Source organism: Streptomyces sp. NPDC023723 (genome assembly GCF_040639815.1).
Classification (GTDB): domain Bacteria; phylum Actinomycetota; class Actinomycetes; order Streptomycetales; family Streptomycetaceae; genus Streptomyces.
Map to the genome: position 1 here is coordinate 41,731 of NZ_JBFAAP010000009.1, position 19,744 is coordinate 61,474.

Annotated in this window: 18 protein-coding genes and 1 pseudogene; 14 read left to right on the top strand and 5 right to left on the bottom strand. The window is 72.4% G+C overall.

From position 1 onward, the window contains the following. The first annotated feature begins 185 nt into the window (after positions 1-185). From AB0G32_RS12940 to AB0G32_RS13000, 13 genes are all read left to right on the top strand, one after another. The gene (locus AB0G32_RS12940; protein WP_361162066.1) at positions 186-1,412 is read left to right on the top strand and encodes an MFS transporter; all 1,227 of its coding nucleotides are present in this window, start codon (positions 186-188) and stop codon (positions 1,410-1,412) included. 165 nt (positions 1,413-1,577) lie between these two features. Next, positions 1,578-1,946 (top strand): cupin domain-containing protein, encoded by a 369-nt coding sequence (locus tag AB0G32_RS12945; protein WP_361162068.1) that lies wholly within the window; start codon positions 1,578-1,580, stop codon positions 1,944-1,946. 52 nt (positions 1,947-1,998) lie between these two features. Continuing rightward, positions 1,999-3,525, top strand: a complete 1,527-nt coding sequence (locus AB0G32_RS12950; RefSeq protein ID WP_361162070.1) for an amino acid adenylation domain-containing protein — start codon at positions 1,999-2,001, stop codon at positions 3,523-3,525. A 37-nt stretch (positions 3,526-3,562) separates the two neighbouring features. Then, positions 3,563-3,988 carry a hypothetical protein gene (locus tag AB0G32_RS12955; RefSeq protein ID WP_361162072.1) on the top strand — a complete coding sequence of 142 codons (426 nt, stop codon included), beginning with the start codon at positions 3,563-3,565 and terminating at the stop codon, positions 3,986-3,988. Further along, positions 3,976-5,142, top strand: coding sequence for a cytochrome P450 (locus AB0G32_RS12960; RefSeq protein WP_361162074.1), 1,167 nt, complete (start codon positions 3,976-3,978; stop codon positions 5,140-5,142). Before AB0G32_RS12955 ends, AB0G32_RS12960 begins: the two co-directional genes overlap by 13 nt. Before the next feature lie 31 nt (positions 5,143-5,173). After that, complete coding sequence (locus tag AB0G32_RS12965) at positions 5,174-5,410, top strand: phosphopantetheine-binding protein (RefSeq protein WP_361162076.1); 237 nt, start codon at positions 5,174-5,176, stop codon at positions 5,408-5,410. Continuing rightward, on the top strand, positions 5,410-6,150 hold the full coding sequence (locus AB0G32_RS12970; RefSeq protein WP_361162078.1) for an SDR family oxidoreductase: 741 nt from the start codon (positions 5,410-5,412) through the stop codon (positions 6,148-6,150). Before AB0G32_RS12965 ends, AB0G32_RS12970 begins: the two co-directional genes overlap by 1 nt. Positions 6,151-6,197: 47 nt before the next feature. Next, positions 6,198-7,019, top strand: a complete 822-nt coding sequence (locus tag AB0G32_RS12975) for a PAS domain-containing protein (protein ID WP_361162080.1) — start codon at positions 6,198-6,200, stop codon at positions 7,017-7,019. A gap of 127 nt (positions 7,020-7,146) precedes the next feature. Then, on the top strand, positions 7,147-8,526 hold the full coding sequence (locus AB0G32_RS12980) for an MFS transporter (RefSeq protein ID WP_361162082.1): 1,380 nt from the start codon (positions 7,147-7,149) through the stop codon (positions 8,524-8,526). Then, positions 8,519-10,618, top strand: coding sequence for a molybdopterin oxidoreductase family protein (locus AB0G32_RS12985; RefSeq protein ID WP_361162084.1), 2,100 nt, complete (start codon positions 8,519-8,521; stop codon positions 10,616-10,618). Before AB0G32_RS12980 ends, AB0G32_RS12985 begins: the two co-directional genes overlap by 8 nt. After that, positions 10,615-11,934 (top strand): FAD-dependent oxidoreductase, encoded by a 1,320-nt coding sequence (locus AB0G32_RS12990; protein ID WP_361162085.1) that lies wholly within the window; start codon positions 10,615-10,617, stop codon positions 11,932-11,934. The genes AB0G32_RS12985 and AB0G32_RS12990 overlap by 4 nt, the downstream gene beginning before the upstream one ends. Beyond that, a complete protein-coding gene (locus tag AB0G32_RS12995; RefSeq protein WP_361162087.1) occupies positions 11,931-13,133 on the top strand; it encodes an FAD-dependent oxidoreductase in 1,203 nt (400 codons plus the stop codon). Before AB0G32_RS12990 ends, AB0G32_RS12995 begins: the two co-directional genes overlap by 4 nt. Before the next feature lie 36 nt (positions 13,134-13,169). Beyond that, positions 13,170-14,057 (top strand): 2-hydroxy-3-oxopropionate reductase, encoded by an 888-nt coding sequence (locus tag AB0G32_RS13000; protein WP_361162089.1) that lies wholly within the window; start codon positions 13,170-13,172, stop codon positions 14,055-14,057. A 230-nt stretch (positions 14,058-14,287) separates the two neighbouring features. On the opposite strand, the gene AB0G32_RS13005 is transcribed toward AB0G32_RS13000, so the two are convergent. The 4 genes from AB0G32_RS13005 to AB0G32_RS13020 form a co-directional block, all read right to left on the bottom strand. After that, a complete protein-coding gene (locus AB0G32_RS13005) occupies positions 14,288-15,100 on the bottom strand; it encodes a triphosphoribosyl-dephospho-CoA synthase (protein WP_361162091.1) in 813 nt (270 codons plus the stop codon). 171 nt (positions 15,101-15,271) lie between these two features. After that, a complete protein-coding gene (locus AB0G32_RS13010; protein WP_361162093.1) occupies positions 15,272-16,210 on the bottom strand; it encodes an intradiol ring-cleavage dioxygenase in 939 nt (312 codons plus the stop codon). 166 nt (positions 16,211-16,376) lie between these two features. Continuing rightward, positions 16,377-17,891 (bottom strand): ATP-binding protein, encoded by a 1,515-nt coding sequence (locus AB0G32_RS13015; protein ID WP_361162094.1) that lies wholly within the window; start codon positions 17,889-17,891, stop codon positions 16,377-16,379. Then, positions 17,885-18,619, bottom strand: coding sequence for a response regulator transcription factor (locus AB0G32_RS13020; protein WP_361162096.1), 735 nt, complete (start codon positions 18,617-18,619; stop codon positions 17,885-17,887). Before AB0G32_RS13020 ends, AB0G32_RS13015 begins: the two co-directional genes overlap by 7 nt. A 445-nt stretch (positions 18,620-19,064) precedes the next feature. Between AB0G32_RS13020 and AB0G32_RS13025 the strand changes: the two are divergent. Then, positions 19,065-19,231 (top strand): annotated as a pseudogene (locus AB0G32_RS13025) (rhamnose ABC transporter substrate-binding protein); the annotation flags it as partial. Positions 19,232-19,268: 37 nt separating this feature from the next. Here the strand turns inward: AB0G32_RS13025 and AB0G32_RS13030 are convergent. Further along, entirely contained in the window at positions 19,269-19,718 is a 450-nt protein-coding gene (locus AB0G32_RS13030) for a spore-associated protein (RefSeq protein ID WP_361162098.1), read from the bottom strand. Between the last annotated feature and the right edge of the window lie 26 nt (positions 19,719-19,744).

Genomic DNA, 19,744 nt, shown 5'->3' on the forward strand with positions numbered 1-19,744 from the left:
GGGGACCGCGTCGGAGCGGTGCGCGGCGAGGGCGAGCGACACGCGCGCGAGGCGCAACGCCCTTGACGGACACGGGCTTTCCGCGCATCACAGCAGTCGCTAAGGTAACACCTCTGAGGACCTGAGTACCTGAGTGATTTTGCTCAAGGTGAGACGTGAACCGAAAGAAGAAAGAGGAACTTTCCGTGAAAAAGGGACAACTCGGCTTCCTGACCGGCACGCACGCGGTCAACGACCTGTACCAGGGGGTGATCCCCGCGATGCTCCCGTTCCTGATGACCGAGCGGCATTACAGTTACGCCGCGGTCTCCGGCCTGGCCTTCGCGGCGAGCGGCGTCTCCAGTCTGTTCCAGCCGCTGTTCGGCATCCTGTCCGACAGCAAGCCGCGCGGCTGGCTGGTCCCGGTCGGATCCGTCACCGCCGCGCTGGGCGTGGTCGCGGCCGGCCTGTCCGACTCCTACCTGCTGACCTGGATCTTCGTCGCGCTCGCCGGGATCGGCATCGCGGCGTACCACCCGCCCGCGACCAGTCAGGCTCGCGCGGCCGGCGGCTCCTCGCAGAAGGCGATGAGCGTCTTCTCCGTCGGCGGGACCGTCGGCGGCGCCGTGGCGCCCTCGCTGACGACCGTCGTCATCGGGTCGCTGGGCTTCGACGCCGGCTATCTGCTGGCCGTGCCCGCCCTGGTCATGCTGGTCCTGTGGGTGCTCAAGGGACCCTGGATGCGGTGGCGCGGTCACGAGGAGGCGGCGCCGCTGATGTCCGGCCCGGCCGGGAAGGCGGCGGGGGACGGCGCCGGACCGACCGACGACTGGCGGGCGTTCGGCCGGCTGGTGGTGGTCATCATCGGCTGGTCCATCCCCTACGTCACCGTCACTTCCCTGCTGTCCCTGCACGCCCAGCGCGACCTCGGGCAATCGGAGGCGGCGGGTGCCGTCGCGCTCACCTCGTACACCGCCGCCGGCGCCGTGGGCACCCTGCTCGGCGGCTGGATCGGGGACCGGCACGGCCGGATGACCTCGGTGCGGGCCGGGTATCTGGTGGCACTCCCGGCCCTGGCCGGCATCGTGTGGGCGCCCTGGTTCCCCGTCCTGGTGGTGTGTGCCGCCCTGTTCGGCGCCGCCATGTTCCTGCCGTTCGCCGCGCAGGTCACCCTCGCACAGGACTACCTGCCCAACCGGCCCGGCACGGCCAGCGGTCTGACCCTCGGCATGGCCATGGCGGCGGGCGGCCTGTGTTCCCCGGCGTTCGGCTGGCTGGCCGACAACAGCGGCCTGCCGTCCGCCTTCTACGCCCTGCTCGTCGTGTTCGTCGTCCCCGTCGGCCTCGCGCTGCGCCTGCGCGACCGGGTGCTGCCGGTGGCCGGCCTCCGTTCGACGCCCACCGCCGAGACGGCGGACTCCGGAGCGCCATGATGATGTCAGTCATCTTGCATTCCTGAATAATTCTTTACCGGAATCTGTCAGATGCCCAACATGTGAGATACCCATTGTGAGCCACTTCGCGATTACGTACCGTGTGACTCGCGATCGAAAGTGTTCCACCAGCCGTCAAAGCCGTACTTCAACAAGGAGAAATCCATGAAGATCGACTGGGATGACCACGAGGAACTCAAGGCAGAAGGCATCGCAATGTCGCGGCGCTTCGCCTTCGGGCAGGAAATGTCCTGCCTGAAGGTGGTAGCCGACCAGTCCGGCGACCTCGGTCTCCCGCAGCACTGGCACGAGAACGAGCAGTGGGTCGTGGTGACCGAGGGTTCCATCCGCTTCGTCTGCGACGACACCGAATACGAGCTCAACGCCGGTGACGTGGCCTACATACCGTCCCGCCAGCGGCACACCGCCACCTTCGTCGGACCGGAGGGAGCCGTCCTCATGGAGTTCTCGGCCCCGCCGCGGCTCGACCTGGCGCCCGGCTCGATCATGCCTTCCTCGATGAAGTTCGACTGAGGTCCGCAAAACGCTCACCGCCTTCTTCGATCACGTCAATGGGGGATCGATCGTGCGAAGCAGTGTGTACGGCAGGACCAATTCAGAGAAAACCATCCACGAGGTATTCGAGCAGATTGCCCGGAGATACCCGCAGCGAAAGGCTCTGGTCGGCGCCGACGGCGCGGTGACCTACGCGGAGCTGGCCGGCTCCGCCCGACGCGTAGCCCACCGGCTGACCGGCCTGGGCGTGCGGCCCGGCAGCGTCGTCCCGGTCGCGGCCCGCCGCTCACCGGAGCTGGCCGCCGTCCTGCTCGGCGTCCTGATGGCCGGCGGGGCGTACGGCGTCCTGGACGTGCGGTGGCCGCCGGCGCGCGTCACGCGGCTGCTGCGCACCATGCGGCCCGCGGTCGTCCTGGCGGACACCGCGGGCTCCGCCCGGCTCACCGAAGCGGACGTGGACCACGTCACCTTCCCGGAGCTGCGCGGCGCGGCCCCGCCCGCCGCCGAGCTGCCCCAGGTCTCGCCGGACGCCTGCGCGACCCTGTTCTGGACCTCGGGGAGCACCGGCAGCCCCAAGGCCGTACTGTCCCCGCACCGCGCCACGACCAGGCTGTTCGCCCCGGACGGATTCATGGAATTCGGCGAACGGCCGGTCATGATCCACGCGGCGGCCGTGGCCTGGGACGCCTTCAGCCTGGAGCTGTGGGGGATGCTGCTCAGCGGCGGCACCGCCGTCGTGCACGAGGACGACCTCCTGCTGCCGCCCGCGATCCGCGCCCACGTCCAGGACGCCGGCGCCACCCACCTCTTCCTGACCCCGTCCCTCTTCGACGTGATCGTGGGCGGCGACCTGACCTGCCTGGCCGGACTGCGCGCCGTCCTGCTGGGCGGGGACAAACCCTCCCCGGCGAACTGCCGCGCCCTGCTCGACGCCTTCCCCGGCATCGAGCTGTACAACGGCTACGGCCCCGTCGAGTCCTGCGTGTTCGCCACGGTCCGCCGCATCACCCGGGAGGACACCGGCACGTCCGCCGGCGTCCCCGCGGGCCTGCCGGTCCCCGGTACACGGGTGCACGTCGTGCGCGACGGGGAGCCGGTGCCGCGGGGCGAGACCGGCGAGGTCGCGATCGGTGGCGCGGGACTCGCCCTCGGCTACCTGGACGCGCCCGAGCAGACGGCTGCCGTCTTCCGGCACCTCACGGTCGACGGCGAACGCGTTCCCGTCTACCACACCGGCGACCAGGGGCGGATGGACGAATCCGGGGTACTTCACCTGAGCGGGCGTAAAGACGCCCAGCTCAAAATATCCGGGCACCGCATCGAACCCGCCGAGATAGAACACGCCGTGCGCACACTGGGCAGCACCCGGTCCGTGGTCATGCCGATCCCGGACCGCAGCGGAATGCCGCGCATCGTCCTGTTCGCCGAATCTCCCGCGCAGGCGATGACGGAACAGGAGATGCTGGGCCGGCTCCGGGACACCCTGCCGTCCTATCTGGTCCCCTCGGCCGTGCACTTCGTTCCTTCCATGCCACTCCTGGACAACACGAAAATCAACAAGCGAGAGCTCTCGGCGCGCTTCGGTTATACCTCCTGAAGGCGCTTTCAGAATTCCGAACCTAAGGAATCGACACGTGAGCACGCATGCCCAGACGGAGGAGAAATTCTCCGTCGCTCTCGAATCCATCCAAGGAAAACGCCGGATCGAGCGAGTTCTGGAAGCGGCCAACGCCCTCCTTGACCGGTATTCCGCAGAGCCCGACCGCACGGAACGCCTGAGGCTCGCACACGAGCTGATCCGACGGAATTTCACTCCGCAGATCGCGATCACCTTCGGTGACCTCACCCTCGGCCCCGACGACCCGGAAACTGCCTTTTCCGGCGAGACGCTTTTCCACTGCGAAATACACGGGCCGGACGGGACCAGTGGCTCGCTCACCGCCGCCTACACGGCTCCCGGCTCGCTGGGACTGACCGGCCCCGAGTGGCTGTCGGCGATGCGGCTGCTGGCCGGCATCGGCGGCCTCGGCGCAGGGGGTTGGATGACATGCCCACGCTAACAACGCCCGAGTCGCCGGCCGCTCTCCTGGCGCGGCCGTACTGGCACCGGCACCTGCCGGCCGGCACGGACGTGCACCGGCTGGACGCTGGGCTCTTCGCGGTGACGGGCAACGCGGCCGTCCAGGAGGTGCTCGCCCACCCCCTGATCGTGGCCGACCACCCCCTCAAGGCCAGCGCACGCGCATTTGGCCCCAACGTGCTCGACGCCGACGGACCCAGCCACCGGGCGTTCCGCGCCCTGCTCGCCCCCATCCTGTCCGCCGGGCGGATCGCCGAGTACAAGCGGACACTGATGCCCGGTCTCGTCCGCGGCCTGGTCGACAGCCTCGCGGGCACCGAGACCGACTCCTTCTACGACACCTACGCGCACCGGGTGCCGTACGGCATCGTGTGCACGATCCTCGGCATCGACGCCGCCCTGGAGCAGCGCTTCCACCGGCTGACCCGTCCGCTGGCCCGGCTGCTGGACTACCCCACCCGGGAGACCGACGAGACCCACGCCAACGTCGGCGAACTGCTGCGCCTGATCGAGGAGCAGCGGGCCGCCGGGGCCGCCGGGGCCGCCGGGGCGCACTCCCTGCTGGAGACCATCGAACGGACCCGGGACCGCAAGGGCATCTCCCTGACCGACAGCGAGGTGCGCTCCACGGCCCTGCTGTTCTTCCTGGCCGGCACGGAGACCAGCAGCGCCTTCATCACCTCGCTCGTCTACTGCCTGGGACGCGGCATCTTCGACCTGGCCGAACTGCGGGACGAGGAGGTCCGGGACGCCTACCTCGAAGAGGTACTGCGGCTCTACCCGCCGGTCCAGACGATCGTCCGCTTCGCCGCCGACGACCTCACCGTCCAGGGGGTGACCGTGCCCCGGCACTCGGCGGTCCTCGCCTCGGTCGCCGGCGCCAACCGCGACCCCAGGGTCTTCACGCACCCCGACCGGTTCCAGATCGGCAGGAACCCGAAGGGCTCGATCCCCTTCGCCGTCGGCGCCCACGCCTGCCCCGGCGCCATGCTCGCCAAGACGGAGTTCTCCCTGATCGTCGAGGAACTCCTGAAGCGCTGTTCCGAGGTGGTCGTCACCCGTGACCGCCTCGGCATGGAGAGCCAGTCGTTCGCCCACCCCACCGACTTCTCCGTCCAGTTCAGGACCAGGTAACCCCGCACCCGGCATCGGAAAAGAGGGCACAGTGGAAAGCAAGATAGCGTCGCTGCGCACATGGCTGGACGGCCTGCACGAGCGGCCGCTCGACATCCAGGACGACACCGACCTGATCCAGTCGGGCACGGTCACCAGCCTCCAGTTCGTGCAGATGGTGATCGAGATCGAGCGCCTGCACGGCCGGAAACTCGACCCGGGCGTGATCAACATCGAGTCGATGCGCACCCTCAAGGCCATCGACACCGCCGTCTTCCAGGCCGCCTGATGGCGGGGGACACCCCCCGGGTCGCCGTGGTCTCCGGAGCCTCCTCCGGGATCGGCGCGGCCGTGGCCGAGGAGTTCCTGCGCCGCGGCCACACGGTCGTCGGCCTCTCCCGGCGCGGCAACCCGGACCTGGCCGGCCGGCCCGGCTACCACGACCGCCGCGCCGACCTCCGCGACAGTGAGGCCGTACGGGCCGCGCTCACCTCGGCGGCCGACGTCACCGCCGACGGCATCGACGCCGTCGTACTCAACGCCGGCGCCTCCCCGGACCCGGTCGACCTGGTCAAGGCCGACTGGGCGACGGTGGCGGACACCTACGAGACCAACGTCCGCACGGCACTCAACCTCCTCCAGGCGACCGCCGGACCGCTCAAGCAGAACGGCGGCGGCTCCCTGACCTTCGTCGGGGCCAGCCTCGCCAACGGCTACCGGCCCGAACGCTGGGCCTACGCCGCCAGCAAGGCCGCGATGACCACCCTGATGCGCGCCTGCTCCGTCGAGTTCGCCGACGACGGCGTCGTCGCCAACGAGGTACGGCCCGGCCCGGTGGCCACCGCCATGACGATGGCCGGCCTGGACGGCGAGGTGAACGAGCAGATCATCCGCGCCATCAACGCCGGATTCGGCACCGACTGGCTCAAGTCCCCGCGCACCGTCGCGGAGTGGATCGTCACCATCGCCGCGTTCCCGTCCAACGGCCCCACCGGCCAGGTCTTCAACTACAGCCGCAAGGTCCTGTGACCCCGCCGCACATCCACGCGACACCCAAGGAAGGCAGGCAGACCGCCATGTCGAACCACCCCTCCGCCGAACAGCTCCTCGACCTGTTCAACTGGGCCTCCCCGGCCATGCTCGTCACCGACGCCGACGGCGCCGTGGTGCTGGCCAACAAGGCCGCCGCGGAACTGCTCAAGGACGCCGCCGCCACCGGTGCCGGGCTCCCCGGCGCCCTCGGCGTCGGCGACTACGCCGCGCTGCTGGCCGCCGGGACGCCGGTGGAGAACCGTGCCGTGGCCTTCGCCCACCCCGACTTCCCCTCCGGGTACGCCAACGTCGGCTTCGGCGAGGTCGACGGCGCCACCCACGGCTTCTGGGCGCTGCGCCCGGTCACCACCCACCCCACCCCCTCCCCGGCTCCCGGCGAGGGCTCCTCCACCGCCCAGGCGTGGATCCGCCAGGTCGACCGGACCGACGCGTCCTACACACCGGCCGGCGCCGACGCCGTCCCCTACATCCAGGCGTACTACGACCACTGCCCCGTCGCCATCCACCTGATCGAGGAGGACGGCACGGTCGCCCACGCCAACTGGAAGGACATCGCCATCGTCGGGGCGAGCGAGCGGCCCGACACCTACGTCGGCCACCACATCCGGCGCATCTACGCCGACCAGGACGTGGTCGAGGACTTCCTGGGCCGCTGGGGCGAGGACGCGCCGATCATCGACTTCCGCGCCGACTTCCTCAACCAGGGCGAGCGCGTCCCGGTGGTGATCTTCTCCACCGCCAACGTCGAGGGCGACAAGCTGAAGAACACCCGCTGCTTCGTCTTCCCCGACAGCCACCCGGACCGCGAGCGGGACAAGGTCAAGGCGCTCGACCTCAGCTTCTGACCTCCCCGCGCCACGCTCCGCCCCGCGACCGGGGCGGAGCCGTCCGACCGTGACGCCGGGCCCCGGCGAGCGATCCCCGCCGGGGCCCTTGCGCGCTCACGAAGCCCGTCCCGCACCCGGAGTGAACATGGCTCACACCCCTGCCCGACCGGGCGCCCGGCTCACCGGCTGGGACCCCGAGGACGAGGACGCCTGGCACCGGGGCGGCCACCGCGTGGCCCGCCGCAACCTGGTGCTCGCCGTCCTGGCCGAGCACGTCGGATTCTCCGTATGGACGCTCTGGTCCGTCCTCGTCCTGTTCATGTCCCCCGAGATCGGCCTCGGCTTCGGCCCGGACCGCAAGTTCCTGCTGGTGGCCACCCCCACCGTGGTCGGCGCGCTGCTGCGCCTGCCCTACGCCCGCGCGGTCACCCGCTTCGGCGGCCGCGACTGGACGGTGTTCTCCACCGCCCTGCTCCTGCTGCCGACCCTGGCGGCCGCCTACTTCGTGCAGCGGCCCGGCACGCCCTTCTGGGTGTTCCTGGCGATCGGCGCCCTGGCCGGCGCCGGCGGGGGCGGCTTCGCCTCCTCGATGACGAACGTCGCCGCCTTCTACCCCCGGCGCCTGCAGGGCTGGGCCCTCGGCGTCACCGCCGGCGCCGGCAACCTCGGCGTCGCCGCCGTCCAGCTCGTCGGCCTCCTGGTCCTCACGGCCGCGGGCGACACCCACCCCGCCTACGTCGCCGCCGTGTACCTGCCGCTGATCGTGGCGGTCGCGCTCCTCGCCGCCTGGAAGATGGACAACGTCGACACCGTACGGACCGAACCCGGGGCCCAGCGCGAAGCGGTCCGGGACCGCCGCACCTGGGCGGTCTGCCTGCTGTACATCGGCACCTTCGGCTCGTTCGTCGGGTACGGCTTCGCCTTCGGTCTCGTCCTGCGCCACGAGTTCGCCCTGACACCCCGTGAAACCGTCGGCTACACCTTCCTCGGCCCGCTCCTCGGCGCCTTCTCCCGGCCGCTGGGCGGGCTGCTCGCCGACCGGCTGGGCGGCGCCCGGGTCACCTTCTGGGCCTTCCTCGGCATGGCCGCGGGCACCGGCGTGCTCGTCGCCGCCACCCGCGTCGGCTCCTTCACCCTGTTCGTCACCGCCTTCACCATCCTGTTCGTCCTCACCGGACTCGGCAACGGCTCCACCTACAAGATGATCCCGGCGCTGTTCGCGCACCAGGCCGAGCAGGAGGTGACGGCCGGCTCCGACGCGGACGAGGCGTTCGCCCGGGCCCGGCGCCTGTCCGGCGCGGTCATCGCCGTCGCCGGAGCCGTCGGGGCGCTCGGCGGCGCCGCCGTCAACCTCGCCTTCGAGCTGTCCTACACCGGCTCGGGCTCCGGCACCCCGGCCTTCGCCGCCTTCCTCGTTTACTACGCGCTCTGCCTGGCCGTCCTGCGGACCCTGCGGCCGGCCCCCGCCCCCGCCGGGCACACCCCGCACCACCCGGATGCCGCGAAGGAGGCGAGCCGTGTCTGAACTGCCCGCGCCCGTACCCGAAGCGCGCACCCACTGCCCCTACTGCGCCCTCCAGTGCGGCACCCTGCTGCACGGCGACGCGGACGTCGGTGTCAAGGTGAGCCCGGCGGACTTCCCGGTCAACCGGGGCCGGCTGTGCCAGAAGGGCTGGACCGCCGCGGACGTCCTGCACACCGCCGACCGGCTCACCCGCCCGCTGGTCCGCGGCACCGACGGCCGGCTCGCGCCGGCCTCCTGGGACACCGCGCTGGACGTGGTGGCCCGGGGTCTGCGCACCCTGCGCGAGGAGCACGGCCCGGACGCCCTCGCCGTCCTCGGCGGCGGCGGCCTCACCAACGAGAAGGCGTACCTGCTGGGCAAGTTCGCCCGCCTCGCCCTGGGCACCGGCCAGATCGACTACAACGGACGGTTCTGCATGTCGTCGGCCGCGGCGGCCGGCAACGCGGCGTTCGGCCTCGACCGGGGCCTGCCCTTCCCCGTCACCGATCTGCGCGAGGCCGACACCGTCCTGCTGGCGGGCGCGAACGTCGCCGAGACCATGCCACCGCTGATGCAGCACCTCGACCGGGCCCGGCTCGTCGTCGTGGACCCCCGGCGCACCCCCACCGCCGAGCGCGCCGCCCTGCACCTCCAGCCCGTGCCCGGCACCGACCTCGCGCTCGCCCTCGGCCTGCTGCACGTCGCCGTCGCGGAGGACCTCGTCGACCGCGACTACGTCCGTACGCGCACCCACGGCTTCGACGCCGTGGCCCGCCGCACGGACGACTGGTGGCCGGAGCGGGTCGAGGAGATCACCGGCGTCCCCGCGAGGGCGCAGCGCCGGGCGGTCCGGATGCTCGCCGAGGCCCGCGGCGCCTACGTCCTCACCGGCCGCGGCGCCGAACAGCACAGCAAGGGCACCGACACCGTCGCCGCGTTCATCGATCTGGCGCTCGCCCTCGGGCTGCCCGGCCGAAGCGGCAGCGGCTACGGCTGCCTGACCGGGCAGGGCAACGGGCAGGGCGGCCGGGAACACGGCCAGAAGGCCGACCAGCTGCCCGGCTACCGCTCCCTCACTGACCCGGCGGCCCGCGCCCACGTCGCCCGGGTCTGGGGCGTGGCGCCGGACACCCTGCCGGGACCCGGCCGCAGCGCCTACGAACTCCTCGACGCGCTGGGCCGCGACGAGGGCCCGCGGGCCCTGCTGGTCTTCGGCTCCAACCCCGCCGTCTCCGCCCCGCACGCCGCGCACGTCACCGAGCGGCTCGCCGCCCTCGACCTCCTGGTCGTGGCCGACTTCGTGCCCTCGGAGACCGCCCGCATGGCCGACGTGGTGCTCCCGGTCACCCAGTGGGCCGAGGAGGAGGGGACCCTGACCAGCCTCGAAGGCCGTGTCCTGCGCCGCCGCGCGCTGCTGCCGCCCCCGCCACAGGTCCGCAGCGACCTGCGCGTCCTGCACGACCTCGCCGTACGCCTCGGCGAGCCCGCCGACCGCTATCCGACCGCTCCCCGCGAGGTGTTCGAGGAGCTGCGCGCCGCGTCCCGCGGTGGACGGGCCGACTACTCGGGGATCACCTACGACCGGCTGGACGCCGGGGAGGCGCTGCACTGGCCCTGCCCCGACACCCCGGGCGACCCGCACCCGGGCACCCCCCGCCTCTTCCTCGACCGGTTCGCCCACCCCGACGGCCGGGCCCGGTTCGCCGACGTCGACCACCGGGGTCCGGCCGAGGAGACCGGCCCGGCCTTCCCCCTGTACGCCACCACCGGCCGGGTCCTGGCGCACTACCAGTCGGGCGCCCAGACCCGCCGGGTCGCCGAACTCACCGACGCCGTCCCCGAACCCTTCGTGGAGGTCCACCCCGACACCGCCGCCCGCTGCGGCCTGGCCGACCGCTCCCTGGCCCGGGTCGTCTCCGCGCGCGGCGGCATGACGGCGCGGGTGCGCACCGACGCGACGATGCGCCTGGACACCGTCTTCGTGCCGTTCCACTTCGCCGACGACGGCCGGGCCAACCTGTTCACCCACCCCGCGCTCGACCCCCGCAGCGGCATGCCCGAGTTCAAGGTGTGCGCCGTGCGGCTCGCCCCCCTGTCAGGAGTGACACCTTGAGCGCCCCGCACACCATCCTCGTGGCCGGCGGCGGCCCGGCGGCCCGGCGGCTCACCGACCGCCTGCGCCACCACGGCCACCTGAACGTCCGCACCGTGCCGGACGACGGCCCCGGCACACCGTCCACCGGGGGGACCCGGATCGACCGGGCCCGCCGCCGGATCGTGACCCACGCCGGCGGACGGGAGACCGCGTACGCGTACGACACCCTGGTCCTCGTCCCGCGAGCCCGGCCCCTCCTCCCTGACCTGCCCGGCCTGCTGGACCCCGGCGGCCGTCTCACGGACGGTGTCGTCGTCCCCGGCACGGCCGCCGCGGTGACCGCCGCGGGCTCCGTCGCCGTCCTCGGTGACGGCCCCCCGGCCGTGGAGGCCGCGAGCGCCCTCGCCGCCCGCGGCGCCGACACCACCCTGGTGTGCTCCTCGCCCCAGCCCCTCTCCGCGTATCTCGGCACGGTCCCCGGCGGCATGCTCGCCGGGGAACTCGCACGCGCCGGGGTCACCGTCCGGTCCGCGAGCACCGCCGTACGCCGTACCCCCGGGCTCCTCCACCTGGACGACGGCACCGCCCTGCGCGCCGACACCCTCGTCCTGTGCCCGGACACCGCCCCCGACACCCGCCTCGCCCGCGCCGCCGGGCTGCGCGTCGCCCACGGCATCGTCGTCGACGAACAGCTGCGCACCAGCGACCCGCGCATCCACGCCATCGGGGACTGCGCCGAAGCCGGCGGACGGCTCCGCACCGGCCCCGGCGCCGCCTGGGAACAGACCGGGACCCTCGCCGCGATCCTCGGCGGCCACCCCGCCGCCTACCGCCCTGGACCGCCCGCGCTGCGACCGCGCGTCCACGCGGCGGACGTCGCCGCGTTCGGCAGGCTCGCCGACCTCGACCGGCCCGGCACCCGCCAGATCGCCCTCACCGACCCGGCCGGCCGGCGCTACGCGCGGCTCGCCCTGCGCGACGACCACGTCGTCGCCGCCGTCCTGCTCGGCCTGCCGCAGGCCATCGCCACCATCGGACTCCTGCACCGGCACGGCCGGCCCCTGCCTTCCGACCGGCTCGGCCTGCTGCTCGACCTGCCCGCCCGGCCGGCCCCCGACCGGGAGAGCGCGGACGACGCCCCGGTCTGCCTGTGCAACAACGTCTCGCGACGGACCCTGCGCACCGCCTGGCGGGCGGGTGCTCGTACGGTCCCGGCCCTCGCCGGGGCGACCCGCGCCACCACGGGCTGCGGGGGCTGCGGCCCGGCCGTGGCGCACCTGTGCGGCACCTGGGCCCGCGGACCGCGCGACGGCGAACTGGAGGCGGCGTCGTGACCCGGACCCTGCTCGTCGTCGGCCACGGCATGGTGGGCCACCGGTTCGTCGAACAGCTCCGCTCCAGGGACCCCGGCCGGACCTGGCGCGTGGTCGTCGTGGGGGAGGAGCACCACCTCGCCTACGACCGCGTCGGCCTCTCCTCCTACCTGGACGGCAAGAGCCGCGGCGACCTCACCCTGGTCGGCGCGGACCTCCTCAACGACCCCCGGGTGGACCTCCTGCTGGGCAGTGCGGTCACCACGGTGGACGGCGACGCGCGCACGGCACGCACGGCACACGGCGAACACCTGCGCTACGACGCCCTGGTCCTCGCCACCGGGTCGCGCCCGTTCGTCCCGCCGGTGCCGGGGCGCGACCACGACGGCTGCTTCGTCTACCGCACCTTCGACGACCTCGACGCCCTGCGGGCCGCGGCGCGTCCGGGACGTCCGGGAGTGGTCGTCGGCGGCGGGCTGCTGGGCCTGGAGGCCGCCAACGCCCTGACGCTGCTCGGCATGAGCGCACGGATCGTCGAGACCGGTCCCCACTTGATGCCGGCCCAGCTCGACGCGGGCGCCGCCGGGGTGCTGCACCGGCACGTCACCGATCTGGACATCGGCCTGCACTGCGCCACGTCCGTGGCGTCGGTCGACGCCGGAGCGGACGGCAGGGTGACATCGGTGACCCTCGCGGACGGCGCCGTGCTCGACGCCGACGTGGTGGTCTTCGCCGCCGGCGTCAGGCCCCGCGACGAACTGGCCGGGCCCCTGGGTCTGGCCCGGGGCGAGCGCGGCGGGTTCGCCGCGGACGCCTTCTGCCGGACCGCCGACGAGCGGGTGTGGGCGATCGGGGAGTGCGCGGCGGTGGACGGCCGCTGCCACGGCCTGGTGGCCCCCGGGTACCGCATGGCGGACAGCGTGGCGCGTCAGCTGACCGGGGAGGTCCCCGAGCCCTTCGACACCACCGACACCCCCGTCGCCCTCAAACTCCTCGGCGTCAACGTCGCCACCGTCGGCAGTGTGCGTCCCGACCCCGCCCAGGCGGTCGAGGCGGTCTTCACCGAGGGCACCGGCCGGTACGCCAAGGTCCTGCTGAGCCGGGACGGCGGCGATCTGCTGGGCGCCGTCCTCGCCGGCGACACCGGCCCCTTCGCCCTCATCCGCTCCCTCGTCGGCCACCGGCCGCCCGCGGACCTGGAACACCTCCTGCTGCCCTGACCCGCCCGCCGCACCCCGCCCCGAAAGGACCCCGCGTTGAACACGATCGCCTTCCTCGGTCTCGGCACCATGGGCAGCCCCATGGCCGTCAACCTCAGCGAGGCCGGACACACCGTGTACGGCTGGAACCGCAGCGAGGGCCGGACGGTCGCCCTGGTCGAGGCGGGCGGCCGGCGGGCCGCCTCGATCGCCGAGGCCGTCCGCGCCGCCGACACGGTGATCACCATGCTCCCGGACGCGCCACAGGTCGAGGAGGTCGCCTACGGCACCGACGGCGTCCTCGCCCACGCCCGCCCCGGCACCCTGCTCATCGACATGTCCACCATCGCCCCGCGCAGCTCCGTCCGGCTGGCCCAAGCGGCCGCCGAGCGGGGCGTACGGGTCCTGGACGCCCCCGTCGCGGGCGGTGAGACCGGGGCGGTCGAGGGCACCTTGTCCATCATGGTCGGCGGGGAGGCCGCCGACGTCGAGGCGGCCGGACCGGTCTTCGAGGCCCTGGGCAAGACCGTCACACACTGCGGCCCCCACGGTCTCGGCCAGACGGTGAAGGCCGCCAACCAACTGGTCCTCGCCGTCACCCTCCAGGCCTGTGCCGAGGCGGTGGTCTTCCTGGAGAAGGCGGGCGTGGACCTGGAGGCCGCCTTCGACGTCCTGGACGGCGGCCTCGCCGGCTCCCGCGTCCTCACCCGCAAACGGGCCAACTTCCTCCACCGCGACTACCGGCCCAGCTTCACCCTGGGCCTCCACCACAAGGACATGGGCATCGTCACCGACACCGCCCGCGAACTCGGCGCGGCGATCCCCCTGGGCAGCATCGCCGCCCAGCTCATGGCTTCCGCCGTGGCCCGCGGCGACGGATCCCTCGACCACTCCGCCCTGCTGCGCGGAGTGGAACTGCTCAGCGGCCACGACCCGGCGCGGTGAGGGCGGGGCTCGCCAGGAATGGTGTGAGGAACTGGCCGTGGCTTCCTCGCCTGAGTCCGGTGCTTGTGCAGCGGCCGTTTCGCCGTCCCGAGGCGCGAGGACCGGTGGCTTTCCGGCCCCCGTGCCGGCCGCGCAGGCGAAAATCCTCGTGACCGAGAACGCCATCACTGTTGATCGCCGCCGACGTCGTCCAGGTCGAGGAGCCCGGTATGCATGCCCCGCATGACGGATCACGCGGGCAGGCAATCGAGGAAAAGGGCGCCGGCCAGCAGCCCGGCGCTACCGCGCGGACTCAAGCCGCGCCGGCGCAGGTCGACGTCGAGGGCAGTGAGGGCCTCGGTCCCTGCCGGGGTCGCGGTGCCGCCCGCGTCCAGGACGGCGCGTGCGGTGGCGTGGACCTGACGCAGGCCGAGTGGGCCGGCCGCGTACAGCAGTTCGCTGTCGCGCAGGGACGCCATCACGGTCAGCAGAGCGTCCAGACGGGCCTGCGCCTCGGTGGCGCCCGCGGTGCGGGAGGCGGCCAGTACCGCGAGGGCGCGGCGCACATGCGGGAAGCCCGCGCGGGCCTCGCCGCGGGCCCCTGCCGCGCCGTACTTCACCGACATCGCCGAGCCGTGTGTCGCCCTCCGGGGCGCCCCGGGGTCCCTGTACGCGACGATCCGCTTCGCTGCCTCGGCGATCGAGTCGCCCCTCGCGGACGGGTCGAGTGCCGCGCACGCGACGAGCAGGCCGAGCGTCCACAGAGCGCCTCGGTGACCGCCACCCGCCATTTCGAGGGAGTGCTCGGTGCAACGGCCTATGGAACCGAGTTCCGCGCGCAGCAGGGCGGTGGGCCGGCCGGCGCGACGAGCTGCGGCCGCCATCGCCGTCAGGCCCGGCAGCAGGGCCTTCGCCGACCAGCGCAGGGACCGGTGATCCGGACAGCTCGTGCGGACCGAGAGATCACGAGGATCGGGCAGACCTGGCTTGGGGGTCAGGGTCAGTTGCGCGGTCAGGGCGGAAACGGCGGCTTCCGCGAGGTCGGTGTCGCGAGGGTCGGTCATGGCGGCCTGCCAGGAGAGAAGAGTAAGGGGCACTGGACAAGGAGCGCGGGACGGCGGGAGCGCGCGGAGCGTGGTCCGGGCGCGCTCCCGCCGGTTCAAGCAGTCGCTCCCGCACACCTCCGCGCGCCCCTGGTGGGACACCAGGCCCGCAGGGCCGGTCGGAGCGGTGCCCTACGACGACGCGGACGCCGAGGCCGACCCGCCGGGCATGACGGCGTCGTCGCCGTCATGGGTGGCGTCCGGGTCCACGCCCACCGTGATCGAGGCGGCGACACCCTTCGCGATCCGCTTCTTGTCGTACCGGAGGGCGAGCAGACCGCCCGTGGCGCCGCTCTGGTCGTAGATCGTGTCCTCGGTGAGGGTGGTGCGGGTGGTGGTGCTGGTCGAGTACGGATCCACCTCGGCCGAGGCGAGGACGGCCGCCTCCTCGAAGTAGAACTGACCGGTGTGGCAGGTGTGTCCGCCCTCGTAGCCGTCCTCGGTCCACTTCCCGTCCACGTGCACCTTGGTGTGGATGTGCACGGCCCTGCCCTGGTACCAGCCGGGGAAGATCGTGGTGAAGCGAACCCTGCCCTGGTGGTCGGTGCGCCAGGTGCCGCGCAGGTAGCGCTCGTCATCGGTGGGCTCCACGTGCATGCCGCCGCCTCCGCCGCCGTCGGTCGGCATGGCGGTGGGCGTGCCCGTGGGGGTGCCGGAGGGCATGCCGCCGCCGGGCAGTGCGGAACCGACAGACTCGTAGCCGGAGTAAATGCCCAGCGCGTCACAGTGCCAGATGTCGACCGCGGCGTTCCGCAGTGGCTTGCAAGTCTCGGAGTCGATCACCTTGATGGTGAGGGTCATGGGGATGCCCTCGCGATCTTCGGTGATATCCGTGCGGATCTTGTCGGCGTCGATGTAGTACGGCCCCTCGATCGCCTCGGAGCTGAGCCGGTAACAGGACTCCGTACCGCTGGATTTCGCCTCTTGGATCTCCTGCGACGAACCGTCGGCGAAAGCGGTGGAGGCCAGGACGCTTCCCGTGCCGACCACAGCCACCGCAGCACCGCCGGCCACCAGAACCTGGCGCCGGGAGGCCGGGCTCTTCTCACGCTTCGGGTTTTCCTGGGACATCGCAGTCCGTTCCCTTCGTGGAGGCCGGTCCCGCTGTGACCGGCCGGGGACGGCTCACCCTCGTGCGGCCACCTGAAACGAAACTGAAACGGACGGCTGTCCGGCCTCCGCAGCGCAACTGCGGCCGCCGTGCGCCACCCTGTGAACTGGGCTTCTGTGAACCGGATTAAAGTTCGTCGGACCGTGCGCCGGGCTCGCCGGGCGCGGGCGGCACCAGGGGCAGCAGCACGGTGAACTCGGTGTCGCCCGGCGCGCTGCGCACCTCCAGCCGGCCGGCGTGCGCCCGGGCTATCGCGGCGGCGATGGCCAGTCCCAGACCGGCGCCGCCCTGCCCGCCGCCAGTACGGGAGCGGGAGGCGTCGGCACGAGTGAAGCGTTCGAAGATCAGGGGCAGGAGCGCGGCGGGGACACCGGGACCGTCGTCGTGTACGCGGACGACGCAGTGTGTGTCCGTGGTCTGCGCCGTCACTGTGATCTCGGTGCCCGCCGGTGTGTGCGCACGGGCGTTGCCCAGCAGGTTGGCCAGTACCTGTTGCAGCCGGGCCCGGTCGCCGGTGACGGTCGTGGCGGGGTCGAGGCGCAGGAAGACCCGCCACGACCGCTCGTCGCCGGTGACACGGGCGTCCCACACCGACTCCGCCACCAGCGTCGCGACGTTCACCTCGGCCATGCACAGCGGGCGGCCCTCGTCCAGCCGGGCCAGCAGCAGCAGATCGTCCACCAGTCCGGTCATCCGGGCCGACTGCGCGGTGATCCGCTGCCAGGCCAGCTCCGGCGTGATGCGCTCGGAGCCGCCCGCCATGAGCTGCGCGTAACCCGTGATCGAGGCGAGGGGGGTACGCAGTTCATGGCTGGCGTCGGTGAGGAAACGGCGCATGCGTTCCTCCGTGCGCTGCCGCTCGGTGAGGGACTTCTCCACGTGTTCGATCAGCCGGTTGAGGGCGAGGCCCACCTGACCGGCCTCCGTACCCGGGTCGGTGTCCGCCACGGGGACCCGGCGCAGCCCGGTGACCTCGCCGCGATCCAGCGGCACCCGGGCCGCCTCGGCGGCGGTGGCGGCGACCCTGCCGAGCGGTCGCAGTTTGCGCCGGACCACGACCGCGCAGACCGTGCCGGCGAGAGTGAGCCCCACCACGGCGATGACCGCCTCGACCGTCATCAGCGCGCGGGTCATGCGCTGCACGTCGGCCATGGGCAGGCCGACCAGCACCGGAACCTCGCCGTCCGTGAGCACGGTCAGCCGGTAGTCGCCGAGCCCGGGGAGCGTCAGGGTGTGCGGTTCGCCGTCCGCGGTGACGTCCTCCAGAGCGGTGCGCTGCGCCGCCGACAGGATGCGCGGGTAGCCGTCGTCGGTGATCACTGCGGCGGTGACCAGGTCGCCGTCCCGGCTGAACCTTGCGGCGAGCGTTCCGGCGGTCTCGCCGCGCACCTTGAGGTTGCCCCGGTGCCGGGGACCGCCGGGATTCAGGTCGACCACCTGCTGACTGCGCTCGGCCGCCTCGGTGACCCGCTCGTCGAGGTCCCGCAGTAACAACTGATCCTGGACGAGTGCGGTGGCGGCGGCCGTCGTGCCGCACACCAGGACGAGCATCAGGGACATGAAGGCGACCAGCCGCGTCCGCAGGGACCGGCCTCCCGTACGGGGACCGGGTGGCTGCCGCCGGTTACGGCGGCTCAGCATGCCCCGTCTTCCGCGGGCCGGATCAGATAGCCCAGTCCGCGTACCGTACGGAGCATCGGCGCCCGCCCCTTGTCGATCTTCGACCGCAGGCTGTAGACGTACACCTCGATCAGATTGCCCTCGCCGTCGAAGGAGCTGTTCCAGATGCGGTCGAGGAGCTGTGCCTTGCTGAACACCTGCCGAGGGCTGCCCATGAGGAACCACAGCAGGTCGAACTCCTTGGTGGTCAGCTTGACCGGCGTCCCGCCCCGCCACGCCTCGCGGCTGCTCTCCGACAGGACCAGGTCGCCGAGCCTGCGGATGGACTCCTGCGGTGCGGGGGGCTCGGCGGCGGCACCGGCGCGGCGCAGCAGCCCGCGCAGCCGCAGCATCACCTCCTCCAGGGCGAACGGTTTCGTCACGTAGTCGTCGGCCCCCGCCGAGAGGCCGTTCAGCCGGTGGTTGAGGGAGTCACGGGCTGTGAGCATGAGCACGGGCAGCCGGTCGTCGTCCTGTCGCAGCAGCCGCAGCACATGCAGACCGTCGAGGTCCGGCAGCATCCAGTCCAGGATCACGGCATCCGGCGGGCACACCTGCGCGAGCCGGACAGCTCCCTGCCCGTTCCCGGCGATGTACGGTTGCCAGCCGGCGTCGGCGACAGCGGCGGAGAGCAGCCCGGACAGCTCCGGTTCATCGTCGACGATCAGTATCCGCGCGGCATTGCCCTGAACGGTGCCCTTCTCATTCATGCCTCGATAGTCCGTGCCGACCCTGTCCCGGACCTGTGTGAAAACCGGCCAGGCAGGAGTACCCATGACGCATCTGGGAGCGGAGCCGGCGGACGGATGTCAGGTCCGTAGCACCTCAGCAGATCACTCCTGGCGTCGTCACCAGTGCGTCGACGGCCCGCGACGAGTCCGGGCCCCCTCGCCTCGAAAGGAGCTCATGCCCGGAACCACTTCTTGCCCGAACAGCGTGCTGTTCGCCGCGATTGTCTCGCTCGGTCTGCTGAGCACCGCGTGCGCAAGCCGGACGATGCCGCCGCGGAGGCGTCGCCCAACGCCCCGCTGAAGCAGGGCCTGACCGTCGGCTTCCTGCCGAAGCAGGTCAGCACCCCCTACTTTGAGGTGGCCGACGGATGCCGCGACGCCTTCGTCGAAGAACACCCGGAGCTGAAGGGCATCATCTCAGCCGGCCGCCCACGCGGCGGTCGCCCTCGCCTCGGGCCGGATCACCGGCCGGGAGGACAGATGTTCCCGGCCGGTGACATGGGCTGGTTCGCGCTCGGCAAGGACGGCGTCATCACCCTCGGGGACCCGACGGTGTTCGACGCCAAGAACATCGACGCCTACGGCTTCTGACGTCGCGTTCGCCCCAGCCGGGTGTGTCCGAGGCGGATCACCTGGTCGTGGTGACCCGGTGCTCGGCGCGGGCGGCGCAGTTGGAGCCGGTGATCTGGACGCTGACGTTGCCGATGCTGCCGCCCCAGTCCACGCAGTGGGCCTTGCCGTAGACGTAGGTGGGCCCGGCGTACGAGGTGTACTGCCCGAAGTCCTCGTCGTACTCCTCGGTGTCCGGGACGTAGATCCACGCCGACATGTCCGTCGCGGTGCCCGGGGTGCTGCGGATGGTCGCCACGCAGTTCTTGCCGGTGGCGGCGTTGTAGGTGAGGTAGACGGTGCCGCGCGAGCCGACGGCGGCCGAGTTGACGGTCTTGTAGCCGCTGCCGCAGACCTTTCCGGGCGTGGTGCCGGGAGCCGCGGACGCGGGTGCGGCGAACGCCGTCGCGGTACCCAGGGCCAGGGCCGCCACGGCGGTGGCGGACAGGACGGGACGAGTGATGCGCATATTTCCCCCTTGCGGTCGTAGGAGTT

Coding starts and splice junctions, on each gene's coding strand:
- AB0G32_RS12945 (WP_361162068.1), top strand. CDS start 1,578: ATGAAGATCGACTGGGATGACCACGAGGAACTCAAGGCAGAAGGCATC.
- AB0G32_RS12960 (WP_361162074.1), top strand. CDS start 3,976: ATGCCCACGCTAACAACGCCCGAGTCGCCGGCCGCTCTCCTGGCGCGG.
- AB0G32_RS12970 (WP_361162078.1), top strand. CDS start 5,410: ATGGCGGGGGACACCCCCCGGGTCGCCGTGGTCTCCGGAGCCTCCTCC.
- AB0G32_RS12975 (WP_361162080.1), top strand. CDS start 6,198: ATGTCGAACCACCCCTCCGCCGAACAGCTCCTCGACCTGTTCAACTGG.
- AB0G32_RS12980 (WP_361162082.1), top strand. CDS start 7,147: ATGGCTCACACCCCTGCCCGACCGGGCGCCCGGCTCACCGGCTGGGAC.
- AB0G32_RS13005 (WP_361162091.1), bottom strand. CDS start 15,100: ATGACCGACCCTCGCGACACCGACCTCGCGGAAGCCGCCGTTTCCGCC.
- AB0G32_RS13010 (WP_361162093.1), bottom strand. CDS start 16,210: ATGTCCCAGGAAAACCCGAAGCGTGAGAAGAGCCCGGCCTCCCGGCGC.
- AB0G32_RS13015 (WP_361162094.1), bottom strand. CDS start 17,891: ATGCTGAGCCGCCGTAACCGGCGGCAGCCACCCGGTCCCCGTACGGGA.
- AB0G32_RS13020 (WP_361162096.1), bottom strand. CDS start 18,619: ATGAATGAGAAGGGCACCGTTCAGGGCAATGCCGCGCGGATACTGATC.
- AB0G32_RS13030 (WP_361162098.1), bottom strand. CDS start 19,718: ATGCGCATCACTCGTCCCGTCCTGTCCGCCACCGCCGTGGCGGCCCTG.